17 protein-coding genes are annotated in these 15,937 nt (G+C 73.4%); 10 read left to right on the top strand and 7 right to left on the bottom strand.

Annotation, left to right across the window (positions count from 1 at the left end; translation table 11 throughout):
- Positions 1 to 11: 11 nt before the first annotated feature.
- A complete protein-coding gene (locus ACFO9I_RS01655; RefSeq protein ID WP_379177151.1) occupies positions 12 to 878 on the bottom strand; it encodes an A/G-specific adenine glycosylase in 867 nt (288 codons plus the stop codon).
- Between the two features lie 103 nt (positions 879 to 981).
- On the opposite strand from ACFO9I_RS01655, the gene ACFO9I_RS01650 reads away from it, so the two are divergent.
- On the top strand, positions 982 to 1,746 hold the full coding sequence (locus ACFO9I_RS01650; RefSeq protein ID WP_379177149.1) for a hypothetical protein: 765 nt from the start codon (positions 982 to 984) through the stop codon (positions 1,744 to 1,746).
- 24 nt (positions 1,747 to 1,770) lie between these two features.
- Here the strand turns inward: ACFO9I_RS01650 and disA are convergent, their stop codons facing one another.
- Entirely contained in the window at positions 1,771 to 2,853 is a 1,083-nt protein-coding gene (disA, locus tag ACFO9I_RS01645; RefSeq protein WP_379177382.1) for a DNA integrity scanning diadenylate cyclase DisA, read from the bottom strand.
- Between the two features lie 122 nt (positions 2,854 to 2,975).
- Positions 2,976 to 4,397 (bottom strand): DNA repair protein RadA, encoded by a 1,422-nt coding sequence (gene radA / locus ACFO9I_RS01640; protein ID WP_379177147.1) that lies wholly within the window; start codon positions 4,395 to 4,397, stop codon positions 2,976 to 2,978.
- A gap of 132 nt (positions 4,398 to 4,529) precedes the next feature.
- Between radA and ACFO9I_RS01635 the strand changes: the two genes are divergently transcribed.
- Complete coding sequence (locus ACFO9I_RS01635) at positions 4,530 to 5,561, top strand: LacI family DNA-binding transcriptional regulator (RefSeq protein ID WP_379177146.1); 1,032 nt, start codon at positions 4,530 to 4,532, stop codon at positions 5,559 to 5,561.
- Positions 5,562 to 5,679: 118 nt separating this feature from the next.
- On the opposite strand, the gene ACFO9I_RS01630 is transcribed toward ACFO9I_RS01635, so the two are convergent.
- From ACFO9I_RS01630 to ACFO9I_RS01620, 3 genes are all read right to left on the bottom strand, one after another.
- The gene (locus ACFO9I_RS01630; RefSeq protein WP_379177144.1) at positions 5,680 to 6,366 is read right to left on the bottom strand and encodes a class I SAM-dependent methyltransferase; all 687 of its coding nucleotides are present in this window, start codon (positions 6,364 to 6,366) and stop codon (positions 5,680 to 5,682) included.
- Positions 6,367 to 6,383: 17 nt separating this feature from the next.
- Positions 6,384 to 7,022: a VOC family protein gene (locus tag ACFO9I_RS01625; RefSeq protein WP_379177142.1), complete on the bottom strand. Its 639-nt coding sequence runs from the start codon at positions 7,020 to 7,022 to the stop codon at positions 6,384 to 6,386.
- A gap of 127 nt (positions 7,023 to 7,149) precedes the next feature.
- Positions 7,150 to 7,929: a hypothetical protein gene (locus tag ACFO9I_RS01620; RefSeq protein WP_379177140.1), complete on the bottom strand. Its 780-nt coding sequence runs from the start codon at positions 7,927 to 7,929 to the stop codon at positions 7,150 to 7,152.
- 33 nt (positions 7,930 to 7,962) lie between these two features.
- Here ACFO9I_RS01620 and ACFO9I_RS01615 point away from each other — a divergent pair, with 33 nt between their 5' ends.
- The 8 genes from ACFO9I_RS01615 (at position 7,963) to ACFO9I_RS01580 (ending at position 14,857) form a co-directional block, all read left to right on the top strand.
- Positions 7,963 to 8,898 (top strand): Ppx/GppA family phosphatase, encoded by a 936-nt coding sequence (locus ACFO9I_RS01615; RefSeq protein WP_379177138.1) that lies wholly within the window; start codon positions 7,963 to 7,965, stop codon positions 8,896 to 8,898.
- A 1-nt stretch (position 8,899) separates the two neighbouring features.
- Positions 8,900 to 9,691, top strand: coding sequence for a sugar phosphate isomerase/epimerase family protein (locus tag ACFO9I_RS01610; RefSeq protein WP_379177136.1), 792 nt, complete (start codon positions 8,900 to 8,902; stop codon positions 9,689 to 9,691).
- Between the two features lie 125 nt (positions 9,692 to 9,816).
- Positions 9,817 to 10,527, top strand: coding sequence for an ABC transporter ATP-binding protein (locus ACFO9I_RS01605; protein WP_379177134.1), 711 nt, complete (start codon positions 9,817 to 9,819; stop codon positions 10,525 to 10,527).
- The gene (locus tag ACFO9I_RS01600; RefSeq protein ID WP_379177132.1) at positions 10,524 to 11,261 is read left to right on the top strand and encodes an ABC transporter permease; all 738 of its coding nucleotides are present in this window, start codon (positions 10,524 to 10,526) and stop codon (positions 11,259 to 11,261) included. Before ACFO9I_RS01605 ends, ACFO9I_RS01600 begins: the two co-directional genes overlap by 4 nt.
- A gap of 82 nt (positions 11,262 to 11,343) precedes the next feature.
- Positions 11,344 to 12,273, top strand: coding sequence for a proline dehydrogenase family protein (locus ACFO9I_RS01595; RefSeq protein WP_379177380.1), 930 nt, complete (start codon positions 11,344 to 11,346; stop codon positions 12,271 to 12,273).
- Positions 12,274 to 12,292: 19 nt separating this feature from the next.
- Positions 12,293 to 13,105 carry a pyrroline-5-carboxylate reductase gene (proC, locus tag ACFO9I_RS01590; protein ID WP_379177130.1) on the top strand — a complete coding sequence of 271 codons (813 nt, stop codon included), beginning with the start codon at positions 12,293 to 12,295 and terminating at the stop codon, positions 13,103 to 13,105.
- A gap of 29 nt (positions 13,106 to 13,134) precedes the next feature.
- Positions 13,135 to 14,037, top strand: coding sequence for a haloalkane dehalogenase (locus ACFO9I_RS01585; RefSeq protein WP_379177128.1), 903 nt, complete (start codon positions 13,135 to 13,137; stop codon positions 14,035 to 14,037).
- Positions 14,038 to 14,107: 70 nt separating this feature from the next.
- Positions 14,108 to 14,857 carry an alpha/beta fold hydrolase gene (locus ACFO9I_RS01580; protein WP_379177126.1) on the top strand — a complete coding sequence of 250 codons (750 nt, stop codon included), beginning with the start codon at positions 14,108 to 14,110 and terminating at the stop codon, positions 14,855 to 14,857.
- Between the two features lie 6 nt (positions 14,858 to 14,863).
- Here the strand turns inward: ACFO9I_RS01580 and trpS are convergent, their stop codons facing one another.
- A complete protein-coding gene (gene trpS, locus ACFO9I_RS01575) occupies positions 14,864 to 15,823 on the bottom strand; it encodes a tryptophan--tRNA ligase (RefSeq protein ID WP_379177124.1) in 960 nt (319 codons plus the stop codon).
- Positions 15,824 to 15,937: the final 114 nt, after the last annotated feature.

Genomic DNA, 15,937 nt, shown 5'->3' with positions numbered 1-15,937 from the left:
GACGTCCCTGGTCAGGGGAGGGCGTAGGTGCCCCGGCCGGTGCGCACGACCAGGCCGTCCTCGACGAGGCCGGCCAGGCAGCGTGCCCGCTGCAGCTCCTCGGACCAGGCGGCGTCCAGGCGGGCCTGGGCGACCTCGCCCTCGGCCTCGCGCAGCACCGCGAGCAGCCGGCCCCGGCACTGACGGTCGGTCCCGGCCCAGGCCTGCACCTTCCGCGGCGGCCCGTCGTACGCCGGGTGGCCGGCCGCGCGCCACGCGCACAGGTCGGCGACCGGGCAGGCGCCGCACCGCGGGTTGGTCGCGGTGCAGACCAGGGCGCCGAGCTCCATGACGGCGACCGACCACGTCGCGGCGGTGGGCTCGTCCTCGGGGAGCAGGTCGGCCGCGAGGGTGCGCTCGGCCTTGGTCACGCTCGCGGCGGGGAACTCGACACCGCTGACCGCCCGGGCCAGCACCCGGCGGACGTTGGTGTCGAGCACGACGTGCCGGCGGCCGTGCGCGAACGTCGCGATGGCGGCCGCCGTGTAGTCCCCGATACCGGGCAGCGCGCGCAGGGCGTCGTAGTCCGCCGGGACCGCGCCCTCGTGGTGCTCGACGATGGCGGTGGCGGCGGCGTGCAGCCGCAGCGCTCGGCGCGGGTACCCCAGCCGGCCCCAGGCCCGCACCGCCTCACCGGTGGGCTCCGACGCGAGCGCGGCGGGTGTGGGCCAGCGCTCCAGCCAGGCCTGGTGGACCGGCAGCACCCGGGCCACGGGCGTCTGCTGGAGCATGAACTCCGAGACCATCACCGACCACGGCGACGCGGTGGCCTCACGCCAGGGCAGCTCGCGGGCGTGGTGGTCGTACCAGTCGAGGATCGGTTCGTGCAGCGCGCTCATCGCCGCCATTGTGAGCGGTCCGCGACCCGTCGCGTGGGGCGGGTCCGGGTGACCTCGGTGTGGCACCGTGAAGCGGGGCCGCGCGCCGCATAGCGTTGCGCCCATGTCCTTCACCCGTGGTCCGCTCCCGGCCCGCGTGTACTGGCGGCGCCGCCTCCTCGTGCTCGGCACGGCCCTGCTGCTGGTGTTCGCGTTCGCGAGGCTGCTGGGTGCCGGGAGCGACGCGTCCTCCGACGCCGACGAGGCCGCCCAGGTCGCCGCCGACCGGACGACCGCGGCCACCGACCCGACCGGGACGGCCACCTCGACCGCCTCGGACGGCAGCACCGGCGGCAGCACGGGCAAGCCCGGCAAGCACCACAGCTCGAAGGCGCCGGTGCTCGCCGAGCCCGACGGGCCCTGCGCCGACTCCGACATCGCGGTGACCCCCGACGTGGAGGACGCGGTCGCCGGACGCGACGTGACCATCGTCCTCGAGCTGCGCACCATCGAGTCCGAGGCCTGCACGTGGCAGGCGTCGCGGAACTCGCTGACCCTCAAGATCTGGTCCGGCAAGGACGACATCTGGACCAGCCGCCAGTGCCCGCGTGCGATCCCCACCAACGACCTGGTGGTCCGGCGGGACACCTCGGCCCGCGTCGCGGTGACCTGGAACGGCAAGCGGTCCGACGACGAGTGCTCCCGGCTCACCGAGTGGGCGCTGCCCGGCTTCTACCACGTCGAGGCCGCGGCGCTGGCCGGTGAGCCCGACGAGGTGCAGTTCGAGCTCGAGACGCCGACGGCGCCCGTCATCACCCGGACGCCCACCCCGCACCAGGCCAAGAACTCGGGCCGCCCCGTGGCCTCGCCGTCGGGCTCGGCGCACTGACGCGCTGTTGCTCGCGGTGAGCGGTCAGACGTAGCGCTCGAGGATGGTCGACTCCGCGAGCCGGGAGAGTCCCTCGCGGACGCTGCGGGCGCGCAGCTCGCCGACGCCCTCGACCGCCTGCAGGTCGTCGATGCCCGCCGAGAGCAGCTTCTGCAGCGTCCCGAAGTGGTCGACGAGGCGGTCGACGACCGACGAGGGCAGCCGCGGCACCTTGGCCAGCAGCCGGTAGCCACGCGGTGCGACCGCGCCGTCGAGGTGCTCGCCGGTGCCGAGGCCGAGGGCCTTCGCGGCAGCCGCCGGGTCGACCAGCTCGGTGGGGGAGAGCGACTCGAGCCGGGTCAGCAGCGCCTCGGGGGTCTTGGTGCGCCGGCCGGCCGGCAGGTAGTCGCGGATGACCAGCTCGCGCTCGGCGTCGACGCCGGTGATCAGCTCCTCCAGCTGCAGCGACAGCAGGCGTCCGTCGGTGCCGAGCTCGAGGACGTAGTCCTCGATCTCGCGGGCGATCCGGGTGACCATCTCCAGGCGCTGGGCGACGACGGCGACGTCCCGGACCGTGACCAGGTCCTCGATCTCGAGGGCGGAGAGGGTGCTGGCCACCTCGTCGAGCCGCAGCTTGTAGCGCTCCAGGGTGGCCAGCGCCTGGTTGGCACGCGACAGGATCTGGCCGGAGTCCTCGAGGACGTGGCGGGTCTCCCCGACGTACGCCGCGATGATCTGCATCGACTGCGACACCGAGATGACGGGGTAGCCGGTCTGCCGCGCGACCCGGTCGGCGGTGCGGTGCCGGGTGCCGGTCTCCTCGGAGGGGATCGTGTGGTCGGGCATCAGGTGCACCGCGGCCCGGAAGATGCGGGTGACGTCCTTGTCGAGGATGATCGCGCCGTCCATCTTGGCCAGCTCGCGCAGGCCGGTGGCGGTGAACGGCACGTCGAGGGTGAACCCACCGGTGGAGATCGACTCCACGGTCTTGTCGTGGCCGAGCACGATCAGGGCGCCGGTGCGGCCGCGCAGGATCCGCTCGAGACCGTCGCGCAGGGCGGTGCCGGGGGCGATGGATGCGAGCGCTGCGCGCAGGCGCAACGTGTCGTCCGAGCGGTCGGTGCCCACCACGCCGTTCCCTCCGTTTCCGGCTGCGGCGTACGTCGGCCGCGTGGCCAGTCTAGGGCGTCCGGGCGTGTCGCCGGACCGGGGCGCGTGGTCGACGCGCCGAGGGCGGCCTCGGACCGGCCTCAGACCCGACGGGGGCCGGTCGCGTTCGTGGCGTTGTCGAGGAGCCGGAGCGCGGCCGCGATGTCGGGCACGGAGACCACGCGCAGCCCGTCGACCACCCGGGTGGCGATCCGGGCCTCCGCGATCCGGGGGATGCCGTCCGCGGGCGGCTCCTCGGGCACCACCGCCACCCGGAACCCGAGCCGGGCCGCCTCGGCGATGCGCTGCGGCAGGTCGCGGACCCGTCGCAGCTCCCCGGCCAGGCCGATCTCGCCCATGGCGACCATCCCCTTCGGGGCCGCTTGACCGCTGGTCGCGGAGGCGATGGCGATCGCGACCGCCAGGTCGCTGGCCGGCTCGGCGATCCGGGCCCCGCCCACGGTGGAGGCGAACACGTCGTGCGAGTGCAGCCGGATCCCGCAGTGCTGCTGCAGCACCGCGAGCACCATCGCCACCCGGGACCCGTCCAGACCCGAGGTGGTGCGGCGCGGTCGCTCGCTGGCGGTGGGGGTGACGAGGGCCTGGACCTCGGCGAGCATCGGGCGGCGCCCCTCCATCGACACGGCGACGCAGGTCCCGGGCACGCGGGCGTGGTGGTTCTCCACGAAGAGCCCGGTGGGGTCGGTGACCGCGCTGATGCCGTCGTTGGACAGGTCGAAGCAGCCGACCTCGTCGACCGGGCCGAAGCGGTTCTTCATGGCGCGGACCATCCGGAGCCGGGAGTTGCGGTCGCCCTCGAAGTGGAGCACGACGTCGACGACGTGCTCGAGCACCCGCGGCCCGGCGATGGAGCCGTCCTTGGTCACGTGGCCCACGATGACGGTCGTGATGTTGCGGGTCTTGGCCACCCGCACCAGGGCGGCGGCCACCTCCTTGACCTGGGTGACCCCGCCGGGGACCCCGTCGACCCCGGGTGCGCCGATGGTCTGGATGGAGTCGACGACCAGCAGGGTCGGGCGCACCTGCTCGATGTGGGTGAGCACGGCCCCGAGGTCGGTCTCGGCGGCCAGGAACAGCTCGTCGTGGACGCCGCCCGTGCGGTCGGCGCGGAGCCGGACCTGCGAGGCGGACTCCTCGCCGGTGACGTAGAGGGTGCGACGCTGGTAGCGCGCGGTCTGGGCGGCCACCTCCAGCAGCAGCGTGCTCTTGCCGACGCCGGGCTCGCCGGCGAGCAGGATCGCGGCACCCGGGACCAGGCCGCCGCCGAGGACCCGGTCGAGCTCGGGCACCCCGCTGGAGCGGAACGTGGAGTCCTCCACCGAGACCTGCCCGATGGGCACTGCCGGACGGGTCACCGGGGTCGCGGCCGCGCGGGTCGAGGGGACGGCGGCGGCCTCCGCCACCGACCCCCAGGCCTGGCACTCGCCGCAGCGGCCGACCCACTTCGAGGTCTCCCACCCGCACTCGGTGCAACGGAAGGTCGGACGCGGCGGCTTCGGCATGGCGGGAACGCTAGGGCACGGCACCGACAGGGCTGCTGCACACGTACGGGTGAACCGGCGGCCGGTCTGGTTATGATCCGCTTGGAACGTTCCAGTCCGGGGGGCGGACGCGACGTGCGGGAGGACGGTCGGATGACGAGGAGCCTGGGGCGCATCCCTGCGCCGCCGCCGACGCTCGCCGACGTGGCCGAGCGCGCTGGGGTCTCGCGCCAGACCGTCTCGAACGCCGTCAACAACCCCGACCTGCTGCGCAGCGACACCCTCGTCCGGGTCCAGGAGGCGATCGACGAGCTGGGCTACTCGCCCAACCGCGCCGCCCGGAACCTGCGGACCAGGGCTTCGCACCTGATCGGGATGCGGATCAACCCCGCGCAGGAGGGCACCGCCAACGCCACCATGGACCGCTTCGTCCACTCGCTGGTGGAGACCTCGGGCGAGGCGGGCTACCACGTGCTGCTGTTCGCCGGCAGCCACCGCGACCCGCTCGACGGGTACGACGACCTGCTGCGCTCGACCGCGGTCGACGCCTTCGTGGTCACCGACACCTACCTGGGCAACCCCCAGGCGGCCTGGCTGGAGTCCCGGCGGGCGCCCTTCGTCGCGTTCGGCCGTCCGTGGGACAACCCCGACGCCACCCACCCGTGGGTGGACGTCGACGGTGCGGCGGGCGCCGACCTGGCCACCACCCACCTGCTCGACCGGGGACACCGGCGGATCGCGTGGATCGGGTGGCGCAAGGACTCGCGGATCGGCGAGGACCGGCGCTCGGGGTGGAGCCGGGCCCTGCGCTCGCGGGACCTGCCCACCACGGGTCTGGCGTCGCGGGTGGAGGACACCGTGGCCAGCGGCCGGGAGGCGAGCGCGGTGCTCCTCGACGAGGCGCAGCCCAGCGCCTTCGTGTGCGCCTCGGACACCCTGGCGATGGGGGTGCTGCACACGCTGGCCGAGCGGGGCCTGGTCCCCGGGCGCGACATCGCCGTCGTCGGGTTCGACGACTCCCAGGTGGCCCAGGTGGTGCCGCCGGGGCTGACCTCGGTGCGCCAGCCGCTGGAGGACGTGGCCGTCGAGGTCGTCAAGGCCCTCGAAGGGCTGCTCGTGCACTCGCACCGCACCAGCTCGGGAGTGCTGCTGACGCCGACGCTCGCGGTGCGCGGGTCGAGCTGAGGACTCACCGCCTGGCAGGAGTCACCGCCTGGCAGGGGTCACCGGCTGGCCGGTGACTCCTGTGCTTGTCGGCCGTTGCACTGCCTGACAAGCACAGGAAGTGGCTGACAACCCTTGGTCAGAAGCGCTTCCACCACAGGTTGACCGCGTAGTCGACCTCGGTGCCCTCGTGCCCGGCCAGCACCTCGTCGGCGACCTCGCGCGCGAACTCGATGCGGACGACGCTCTCCAGGTCCGCCCTCGAGCCGAACGACCAGCGGATGTCCACCGGGACCCGGGTCCAGCCCCGCGTCGACCAGAACCGCTCGACCACCTCGGGGGAGGGCAGGTGGGGGTAGCCGCGCCGGAACCACGCCCCGAACGTCGAGCGGGTGGGGTCGTTGTCGATCACGAACGCCGTGCCGCCGCGGCGTACGACCCGGTCCAGCTCGGCGAGCCCGGGCTCGCAGCCCGGGCCGAAGAAGTAGGCCCACCGGGCGTGCACCACGTCCACCGAGGCGTCCGGCAGGGGCACCGCCTGCGCCGTGCCCTGCAGGACGGACACGGAGGTCAGCCGACGCGTACGCCGGCGCGCCAGGGCGAGCAGGTCGGGGTGCGGCTCGACCCCGACGACCGCCGCGGCGGTCTCGGCGAAGCGCGGCAGGTGGAAGCCCGTCCCGCAGCCGAGGTCGAGCACCGTGCGCCCGGACCAGCCGGGGCCGCCCAGCACGGAGGCCATGGCGGCCTCGAGCCGGCGCTCGGGATCGACCGCGCGGTTCTCGGTCTCGTAGGTGGCGGTGTGCTGCCAGATGTTCGGGCTCGGCACCGCCCCCGACGGGAGGGTCAGAGACGCACCAGGCCGCGCGGCGTCTGCACCTGCGCGGCGATGATGCCGGGCGTGCCGTGCGGCGCGACCCACTCGACCTTGACGTCCTCGAGCGGCGCCTCGACGGTCTCGCCGAGCCACTCGCTCACCCGCTGCGGGTCGCCGGCGATCTCCAGGCAGGCCAAGGAGTACGCCGGGTCCGCGCCGTTGCTCGGGTGCAGCTCCTGCGGGGAGTCCCACTCGATGAAGAACGGCAGCTGGGGGTCGGCGATCAGCCCGTTGATGCCGATCTGCTGCCAGCGCAGCTCGGTGCCGTCGGGGCGGTGCCGGCTGCCGACGGCCGCCTCGCGGCCGAGGCGCTTCTCGACGGTGGTGATGTCGTCGACCGCGACGACCCAGCCGAGCCAGCCGCCACCGAGGGCGGAGCGGGCGCGCACGGCCTGGCCGAACGGGGCCTTGTCGGACGCCGGGTGGTCGAGCACCTCGACGATCTCGATGTAGGTCCCGTCAGCCAGCGGCATGATCATGTTGCGGGTCCCGAAGCGTGGGTGCACGCCTCCGTCGATGAACTCCCGGCCGAGCAGTCCCCCGATGCGCTGGGCGGTGCCGGCGAGGCCATCCGGTCCTGCTGCGTAAGAAAGATGGTCCAGGCGCATGTCAAGCATTCTCGACAACGCGTCCGGGACGCTGCGCAGCGGGGTCGTGGTCTCTTGACGTCGAGACTTCCTGAGACGTTCCTGAGCGGCCCCGGCGACACGCGTCAACGAGGGGCGGCCGCTCGCGTCAGCGAGGATCCGCAGGGTGCAGGGCGAGCGCCGAGCGAGAGCGCACGTGCGCCTCGCAGTGCCGCACCAGCTCGTCGTACGCCGCCTTGCCCATGAGCTCGGTCAGCTCCGGCTCGTGGGTGACGTAGACCGGCTCCACCGCGACGTGCGCCTCGGTGTTCCCGGAGCAGTACCAGTCCAGGTCGTGCCCGCCCGGGCCCCAGCCGCGGCGGTCGTACTCGCCGATCGACACCTCGGTGTAGGTCGTGCCGTCCTGCCGCTCGACCTCCCGGAAGGTGCGCCGGATCGGCAGCTGCCAGCACACGTCGGGCTTGGTCTCCAGCGGGTTGCGACCCTGCTGGAGCGCGAGACCGTGCAGCGCGCACCCGGCGCCGCCCGGGCCGTCCGGCGGGGCGAAGTCGGCCCGGTTGTGGAACACGCAGGCCTGCTGCCCGTCGACCTCGATCGTCAGCGTCTTGCGCTCGCCGTCCTCGTCGGTCTCGATCCAGTCCGACTTCCTGACCTTGCGGCCGGCGGGCTTGAACTGCCACTGGGTCTCGTCGAGCTGGTCGACGTACGCCGCGACCCGCTGCTCGTCGTCCCGGTCGGCGAAGTGCGCGCCGAGCGTGCAGCAGCCGGTGTCGGGGGCGGACTCGTAGATCCCCTGGCAGCCCTGGCCGAAGATGCACATGTAGCTGGAGGTGAGCCAGGTCAGGTCGCAGCGCATGACCTCGGACTCGTCGGCGGGGTTGACGAACTCGACGTACGCACGGGGGAAAACGAGGTCGACTTCTGGCACGCGGCCACACTACGTGCCGGGTAGCGTGGTGCCATGCGTCTGGGCGTCCTCGACATCGGTTCCAACACCGGTCACCTGCTCGTGGTGGACGCCCACGGCGGTGCGGCGCCGCTGCCTGCGTTCTCCTACAAGGAGCCGCTGCGGCTGGCCGAGCACCTCGACGAGTCGGGCGCCGTCACGCAGACCGGCATCGACGCGCTCGCGGCGTTCACCAGCGAGGCGCTGGTGGTCGCCGAGGACAAGGGCTGCGAGGACATGCTGGCCTTCGCGACGTCCGCGGTCCGTGACTCTGTCAACTCCGACGCGGTGCTCGACCACGTGCACGACACCACCGGGGTGCGCATCGAGGTGCTCTCGGGGGAGGACGAGGCGCGGCTGACCTTCCTCGCCGTACGCCGCTGGTTCGGCTGGTCGGCGGGGCGGCTGGCGGTCTTCGACATCGGCGGCGGCTCGCTCGAGATCGCGGGCGGCTCCGACGAGTCACCCGACGTCGCCTGGTCGCTGCCGCTGGGCGCTGCCCGGCTGGCCCGGCAGTTCTTCGGCGGCGGCGCGCCGGACGACGAGGCGATCCGCGGGCTGCGCAAGCAGATCCGCGCGGAGATCGCCCGTGACGCCGGCCACCTGCTCCGGGCGGGCGCCCCCGACCACGCGGCGGCCACCTCGAAGACGTTCCGGTCCCTGGCCCGGATCTGCGGCGCGGCGCCGTCCGGCGACGGTCCGCTGGTGCCGCGCAGCCTCCCGCGCGACGCGATGACGGAGTGGATCCCCAAGCTGGTCGCGATGTCGCCGGACGAGCTCGCGGACCTGCCCGGGGTCTCCCCGAGCCGCACCCACCAGATCGTCCCGGGCGCCCTGGTCGCCGACGCCGTGATGGACATCTTCGGCCTCGACGCGCTCGAGATCTGCCCTTGGGCGCTGCGCGAGGGCGTGATCCTCGAGCGGCTCGACCAGCTCAGCGTGCTGGGCTGACATGGCGCCCCGGATCGGACTCTCCACGGCCTCGGTCTATCCCGAGTCGTCCGCGCACGCGTTCGGCTACGCCGCCCAGCTCGGGTACGACGCCGTCGAGGTCATGGTCGGCATCGACGCCCTGAGCCAGCAGACCTCGGCGGTCAAGCAGCTCTCCGAGCACCACGACATGCCGGTGTGCGCGATCCACGCGCCGTGCCTGCTGTTCACGCAGCGGGTGTGGGGCACCGAGCCGTGGGGGAAGCTCGAGCGCTCGGCCGAGATGGCGGTGGCCGTGGGTGCCGCGGTGGTCGTGGTGCACCCACCCTTCCGCTGGCAGAAGGAGTACGCCCGCGACTTCGTCAACGGGATCGCGGCCCTCGAGGAGTCCACGGGGATCGCCTTCGCCGTCGAGAACATGTACCCCTGGCGGGCCACGACGCGCCGGGGCATGGAGATGTACCTGCCCGGCTGGGACCCCTCGGCCGAGCCGTACGCCAACACCACCATCGACCTCTCGCACGCCGCGATCGCCCGCTCGGACCCGGTCGCGATGGCCGGGCGGCTGGGGGAGCGGCTGCGCCACATCCACCTCACCGACGGCACCGGGTCGGCCAAGGACGAGCACCTCGTCCCCGGGCGCGGCTCGACGGGCGCCGCGGCGTTCCTCGCGCACCTGGCCCGGACGGAGTTCGGCGGGGAGATCGTGGTCGAGATCAACACCCGCAAGTGCAGCAGCCGCGAGGAGCGTGAGCGCGACCTGCTGGAGTCACTGGAGTTCGCCCGCGAGCACTCGGTGGTGCCGACGCCCTGAGGCGGTGGCGGAGTCACCGGTGCACCGGTGACTCCTGAGGTTCTCAGCCGTTGCAACGCCTGAGAACGTCAGGAACCGCCTGGGAAGTGCTGGGCACCACGCCGCCTGCAGAGCATGATCGGCGCATGACGAACCCTGCGGTCGAGGTGCGCGACCTGACGGTCGTGCGCGGCGGCCGCGAGGTGCTGGGTCACCTCGACCTCACCATCGGGGGCGGGGTGACCGGCCTGCTCGGCCCGTCGGGCTGCGGCAAGTCGACGCTGATGCGCTCGCTGGTGGGGGTGCAGGAGCTCGCGTCCGGCACGGTGACGGTCTTCGGCGCCGAGGCCGGCGGCCGCGGGCTGCGCGACCGGGTCGGCTACGTCACCCAGGCCGCGAGCGTGTACGACGACCTCACGGTCGCGGAGAACCTCCTCTTCTTCGCCCGGGTGCTCGGGGCGGGGCGGGCCGCGGTCGACGCCTGCCTCGACGCGGTCGACCTGGGGCCGCAGCGTGGCCAGGTCGTGAGCAGGCTGTCGGGGGGCCAGCGCTCGCGGGTGAGCCTCGCGGTCGCCCTGCTCGGAAGGCCCGACCTGCTCGTGCTCGACGAGCCCACCGTCGGCCTGGACCCGGTGCTGCGCCGGGACCTGTGGGCGCTGTTCCACCGGCTCGCCGACGACGGGGCGGCGGTCTTCGTGTCCAGCCACGTGATGGACGAGGCCGACCGGTGCGACCGGCTGCTGCTGATGCGCGAGGGGCGGATCATCGCCGACGGCACGCCCGCGGAGATCCGCGAGCGGACCGGCACGGCCGACATCGAGTCGGCGTTCCTCGCGCTGGTCGAGGACCCGGCGTGAGGCCCCGGGTCACGCTGGCCGTGGCCGCGCGGGTGCTGACGCAGCTGCGCCGGGACCACCGCACGCTGGCCATGCTGCTGGTGCTGCCGTGCCTGCTCATGTCGCTGCTCTGGTGGATGTACGACGCGTCCGCCCCCGCGACCTTCGACCGCATCGGCCCGGCGCTGCTCGCCATCTTCCCGGTCATCGTGATGTTCCTGGTCACCAGCGTCACCACGCTGCGCGAGCGCTCCAGCGGCACCCTGGAGCGACTGCTCTCCATGCCGATGGGCAAGCTCGACTTCCTGGTCGGCTACGCCCTCGCGTTCGGGCTCGCCGCCGCGGTCCAGTCGGTGCTCGCCGTCTCGGTGAGCGTGGGCCTGCTCGGGCTCGAAGTCCTCGGTCCGGTCTGGCTGCTCACCCTCGTCGCCGTCGCGGACGCCGTGCTCGGCACCGCGCTGGGGCTGTTCGTCTCCGCGTTCGCGCAGACCGAGTTCCAGGCGGTCCAGTTCATGCCGGCCCTGCTGATCCCGCAGCTGCTGCTGTGCGGCCTGATCATCCCGCGCGACCTGCTGCCGGCTTTCCTCGAGCGGGTGAGCGACCTGCTCCCTCTGTCCTACGCCGTCGACGCGATGCAGCACCTCACCACCAGCACGAGCACGGCCGACGTCTGGCAGGACGTCGCCGTGGTCGCCGGCTTCGCGCTGGCCGGGCTGGCCCTGGGCGCGGTCACCCTGCGCCGGCGTACCGCCTGAGAGCGGCCCCGGCGACGCCGGCGGGAGCGCCTCGCCGCTTCGTCGGGAGCGCGAACCACGGCGTAACCTGTGCCGCATGTCCCTGCTCCGTCAGCCGATCCTTCTGCTCGCCCGCAGCGAGAAGGTCAAGAACCTCGTCAGCACCATGCCCGTCTCCTCGGGCATCGTCACCAGCTACGTCCCCGGCGAGACCGCCGAGTCCGCCGTCGACGCCACCGCCCGGCTCGCCGACGACGGGCTGCGGGTGACGCTGGACTTCCTCGGCGAGGACACCCTCGACGTGGAGCAGGCGGAGAAGACGGTCGCGGCCTACCTCGAGGTGCTCCAGGAGCTCTCGACCCGCGGCCTGACCCGCGGCGCCGAGGTCTCGGTCAAGCTCTCGGCGATCGGCCAGGCGCTGCCCGAGGTCGGCGACAAGGTCGCGCTCGAGAACGCCCGCACCATCTGCCGGGCCGCCCGCAACTCCGGCACCACGGTCACCCTCGACATGGAGGACCACACCACCACCGACCGCACGCTGGCCACGCTGCGCGAGCTGCGCAAGGACTTCCCCGAGACCGGCGCGGTGCTGCAGGCCTACCTGCACCGCACCGAGGCCGACTGCCGGGCGCTGGCCTACGAGGGCTCGCGGGTGCGGCTGTGCAAGGGCGCGTACTCCGAGCCGGAGACGGTCGCCTTCCAGGACCGGCTCGACGTGGACAAGTCCTACGTCCGCTGCCTCAAGGTGCTGCTGGCCGGTCAGGGCTACCCGATGATCGCGACGCACGACCCCCGGATGGTCGAGATCGCGTCCTCGCTCGCCAGCCGCTACGGCCGCGCGCAGGGCTCCTACGAGTTCCAGATGCTATACGGCATCCGTCCCGAGGAGCAGAAGCGCCTCGCCGACGCCGGGGAGACCGTGCGGGTCTACATCCCCTACGGCCTCGAGTGGTACGGCTACCTCATGAGACGCCTCGCCGAGCGTCCGCAGAACCTGTCATTCTTCCTGAAGTCCCTGATCTCCAAGAAGTAGCCCAGGAGCGGCCGCAGACATGACGCAGCAGGCGCAGACCGCCATCCTCGGCGCAGGCGTGATGGGGGAGACGCTGCTCTCGGGCCTGGTCCGCGCCGGGCGCCGGGTCGACAACCTGCTGGTCGGTGAGAAACGCCCCGAGCGGGCCCGGGAGCTCGAGGAGCGGTACGGCGTCGCCGTCGTCTCCAACGTCGAGGCGGCCCGCAAGGCCGACACCCTCGCCCTGGTCGTCAAGCCCCAGGACATGGGCGACCTGCTCGCCGAGATCGCCGGCGAGCTGCGCCCCGGGCAGCTCGTGGTCTCGCTCGCTGCCGGCATCACGACCGGCTTCATCGAGGCCCGGGTGCCCGAGGGTGTCGCGGTGGTCCGGGTCATGCCCAACACGCCTGCGCTGGTCGACGAGGGCATGGCGGCGATCTCGCCCGGCTCGCACTGCGACGACAGCCACCTCGCGGAGGCCGAGGCGCTGATGGCCTCCGTCGGCCGCGTGCTGCGGATCCCCGAGCGGCAGCAGGACGCGGTCACCGCGATCTCCGGCTCGGGTCCGGCCTACATCTTCTTCGTGGTCGAGTCGATGATCGAGGCGGGCGTCCACCTCGGGCTGCCCCGCGCCACCGCCACCGACCTGGTCGTCCAGACCGTCGTCGGCTCGGCGAAGATGCTGCGCGAGACCGGCACCCACCCCGTGGTGCTCCGCGAGCAGGTCACCTCGCCGGCCGGCACCACCGCGGCGGCGCTGCGCGAGCTCGAGATCCACAAGGTCCGTGCGGCGTTCCTCGCTGCGATGGAGGCCGCACGCGACCGCTCGCGGGCCCTCGCCGAGGGGTCCTGACCCCGGCCGAGCCTGCGAGACTGGCGGCCATGGAGACGTTCCGCACGCCCGAGGACCGCTTCGCCGACCTGCCCGGCTTCCCGTGGGAGCCGCGGTATGCCGAGGTCCCCGACGGCGACGGCGGCACCCTGCGGATGGCGTACGTCGCTGCCGGCCCCGCCGACGGGCCGGTGGCGCTGCTGCTGCACGGAGAGCCCACCTGGTCCTTCCTGTACCGCCACGTGATGGCCGTCCTGGCCGACGCAGGCGTCCGGGTGGTCGCACCGGACCTGGTCGGCTTCGGACGCTCGGACAAGCCGACCCGCGCCGAGGACCACTCGTTCGCCCGCCACGTCGAGTGGGTCCGGGCCCTCGCCCTCGACCACCTCGACCTGCGCGACGTGACCCTGGTCGGGCAGGACTGGGGCGGCCTGATCGGGCTGCGCCTGGTCGCCGAGCACCCGGACCGGTTCGCCAGCGTCGTCGCCGCCAACACCGGCCTCCCCACGGGCGACTTCGACATGCCCGAGGTCTGGTGGATGTTCCGCAAGGCCGTGGAGAGGGCCGAGGTGCTCGACATCGGGCGGCTGGTCGCCGCCGGCTGCGTGCGCGGCCTCGACGCCGCGACCCGGGCGGCCTACGACGCGCCGTTCCCCGACGAGGCGTCCAAGGTGGGCCCGCGGGTGATGCCCACGCTGGTGCCCACCCGGCCCGACGATCCCGCGACCGAGGCCAACCGTGCCGCGTGGGAGGTGCTGACCCGGTGGGACCGGCCGTTCCTGACCGCGTTCAGCGACGGCGACCCGATCACCGGCGCGATGGCGCCGGTCCTGCGCAAGCTCGTGCCCGGCACCCGCGGGCTCGACCACCCGGTGATCGCGGACGCCGGCCACTTCCTCCAGGAGGACGCCGGGGAGGAGCTCGGTCGCGTCGTCGCCGGCTTCATGGCGTGAGCCCCCGCCGATCCAGGTGCACCCGCCAATCCAGGTGCAGCTGGATCGGCCCTGCTGGAAGGATCGCCGCATGACGAGCCTCCACCACCGGGTCGAGGGATCCGGCCCCACCGTCCTCCTGCTGCACGCGGGCGTCGCCGACCTGCGCATGTGGGACACCCAGGTCGACGAGCTGGTGCCCGGCCACTCGGTGGTCCGTTGCGACCTGCGCGGCTACGGCCACACCCCTCTCGAGGCGGGCACCTCCTACTCCGACGCCGGGGACGTCCTGGCCCTGCTCGACGAGCTCGGCGTCGAGCGCTGCACGGTGGTGGCCGCGTCGTACGGCGGCTGGGTCGCGCTCCAGGTCGCCTCCGCCGCCCCGGACCGGGTGGAGCGGCTCGTCCTGCTCGATGCGCTCGCCGAGGTCGCCGAGCCCGACGAGCGGCTGCGGTCGTTCTGGCAGGAGGAGGGCGCGCTCGTGAACGCCGGCGACCTCGAGGCCGCCACCGACCTGAACGTCGCCACCTTCCTGGGGCCGGACGCCCCCGACGACGCCCGTGAGCTGCTGTGGAAGATGCAGCGCGGGATCCTCGGCAACCAGGTCGCCGCCGGCGAGGTCGAGAACGCCGAGCTCCCCGTCGACCTCGCGCGGCTGACGATGCCGGTCACCGTGGTCGCCGGTGCGCACGACCTGCCGTTCTTCGTCGAGACCGCGCGCGAGCTGGCCCGGGTGCTGCCCGACGCCGAGCTGGTCGAGCTGCCCTGGGCCGGTCACCTGCCCTCGCTCGAACGGCCGCTCGAGACCGCCCACCTGGTCCGCGCGGCGCTGCTGGACTGACCGGGCTCAGCCGAGCCCGATCGCGGCCTCGGCGGCGGCGAGCACCGGCGCGGTGACCTCCCGGCAGCGTGCCGCGCCGGCGGCGTACACCCCGGTGACGTAGGCCGGGTCCGCGGCCAGGTCGGCGTACCTCTTCTGCAGGGGCTCGAGCTCGGCCACGACCGCATCGGTCACCGCCTTCTTCAGCGCGCCGTACGTCGTGATCCCCGCCGCCGAGCCGCCGCAGGCCGTCAGGATCTCGAGCAGGTTGGTCACGCCGGGCTTGGCGTCCCGGTCCGCGCGCACCGCGGACGCGCCGGTGTCGGAGTCGGTGACCGCGCGCGACACCTTGCGGCGGACCACGTCGGGCGGGTCGAGCAGGAAGACCGAGCCGGCGGCGTCGGCCGACTTGCTCATCTTCCGGGTGGGGTCGGCGAGGTCCATGACCCGGGCGCCGACCGCCGGTGTGGCGATCTCGGGGACCGTGAACACCTCCCCGTAGGCCCGGTTGAAGCGCAGCGCGAGGTCACGGGTCAGCTCGACGTGCTGGCGCTGGTCGTCACCCACCGGCACCACGGCCGGCCGGTAGAGCAGGATGTCGGCGGCCATGAGCACCGGGTAGGTGTAGAGCGACACCCGGCTGGAGGCGGTGCTCTTCTCCTTGAACTGGATCATCCGGCCGAGCTCGCCGGTGTAGGCCGTGCACTCCAGCAGGTAGGCGAGGGACGTGTGGGCCGGCACCTGGCTCTGCCGGAACAGCGTCGCCCGGTCCAGCCCGACGGCCAGCAGCAGCGTCGCCATCTCGAGGGTCCGCGACCGGAGCCGGCCCGGGTCGTGGGCGGTGGTCATCGCGTGCAGGTCCGAGAGGCCGTAGTAGGCGTCGTCCTGGTCCTGCGCCATCGGCCGCAGCGCGCCGAGCAGGTTGCCGAGGGTCAGCCGGCCGGACGGGGTCAGCAGCGAGAGGCGGCGGGTGGGGGCAGTGGTCATGGTCGTTCTCCTGGGGTGAGGGCCCCGGGGCGACCAACGGTCCGCACGGACCTGGAGATGGGAACGGCCGCCTCGAGGGCGGCCGGTGAAGTGCGTGCTTCGAACGGGGTCCGC

It is taken from the genome of Nocardioides sp. GCM10023255 (assembly GCF_042653125.1).
GTDB lineage: Bacteria > Actinomycetota > Actinomycetes > Propionibacteriales > Nocardioidaceae > Nocardioides.
Note: the sequence above shows the minus strand (reverse complement) of the source record. Positions and strands in the feature narration are given on the sequence as shown.

Coding starts and splice junctions, on each gene's coding strand:
- ACFO9I_RS01655 (WP_379177151.1), bottom strand. CDS start 878: ATGAGCGCGCTGCACGAACCGATCCTCGACTGGTACGACCACCACGCC.
- ACFO9I_RS01650 (WP_379177149.1), top strand. CDS start 982: ATGTCCTTCACCCGTGGTCCGCTCCCGGCCCGCGTGTACTGGCGGCGC.
- radA (WP_379177147.1), bottom strand. CDS start 4,397: ATGCCGAAGCCGCCGCGTCCGACCTTCCGTTGCACCGAGTGCGGGTGG.
- ACFO9I_RS01635 (WP_379177146.1), top strand. CDS start 4,530: ATGACGAGGAGCCTGGGGCGCATCCCTGCGCCGCCGCCGACGCTCGCC.
- ACFO9I_RS01625 (WP_379177142.1), bottom strand. CDS start 7,022: ATGCGCCTGGACCATCTTTCTTACGCAGCAGGACCGGATGGCCTCGCC.
- ACFO9I_RS01615 (WP_379177138.1), top strand. CDS start 7,963: ATGCGTCTGGGCGTCCTCGACATCGGTTCCAACACCGGTCACCTGCTC.
- ACFO9I_RS01610 (WP_379177136.1), top strand. CDS start 8,900: ATGGCGCCCCGGATCGGACTCTCCACGGCCTCGGTCTATCCCGAGTCG.
- ACFO9I_RS01605 (WP_379177134.1), top strand. CDS start 9,817: ATGACGAACCCTGCGGTCGAGGTGCGCGACCTGACGGTCGTGCGCGGC.
- proC (WP_379177130.1), top strand. CDS start 12,293: ATGACGCAGCAGGCGCAGACCGCCATCCTCGGCGCAGGCGTGATGGGG.
- ACFO9I_RS01585 (WP_379177128.1), top strand. CDS start 13,135: ATGGAGACGTTCCGCACGCCCGAGGACCGCTTCGCCGACCTGCCCGGC.
- ACFO9I_RS01580 (WP_379177126.1), top strand. CDS start 14,108: ATGACGAGCCTCCACCACCGGGTCGAGGGATCCGGCCCCACCGTCCTC.
- trpS (WP_379177124.1), bottom strand. CDS start 15,823: ATGACCACTGCCCCCACCCGCCGCCTCTCGCTGCTGACCCCGTCCGGC.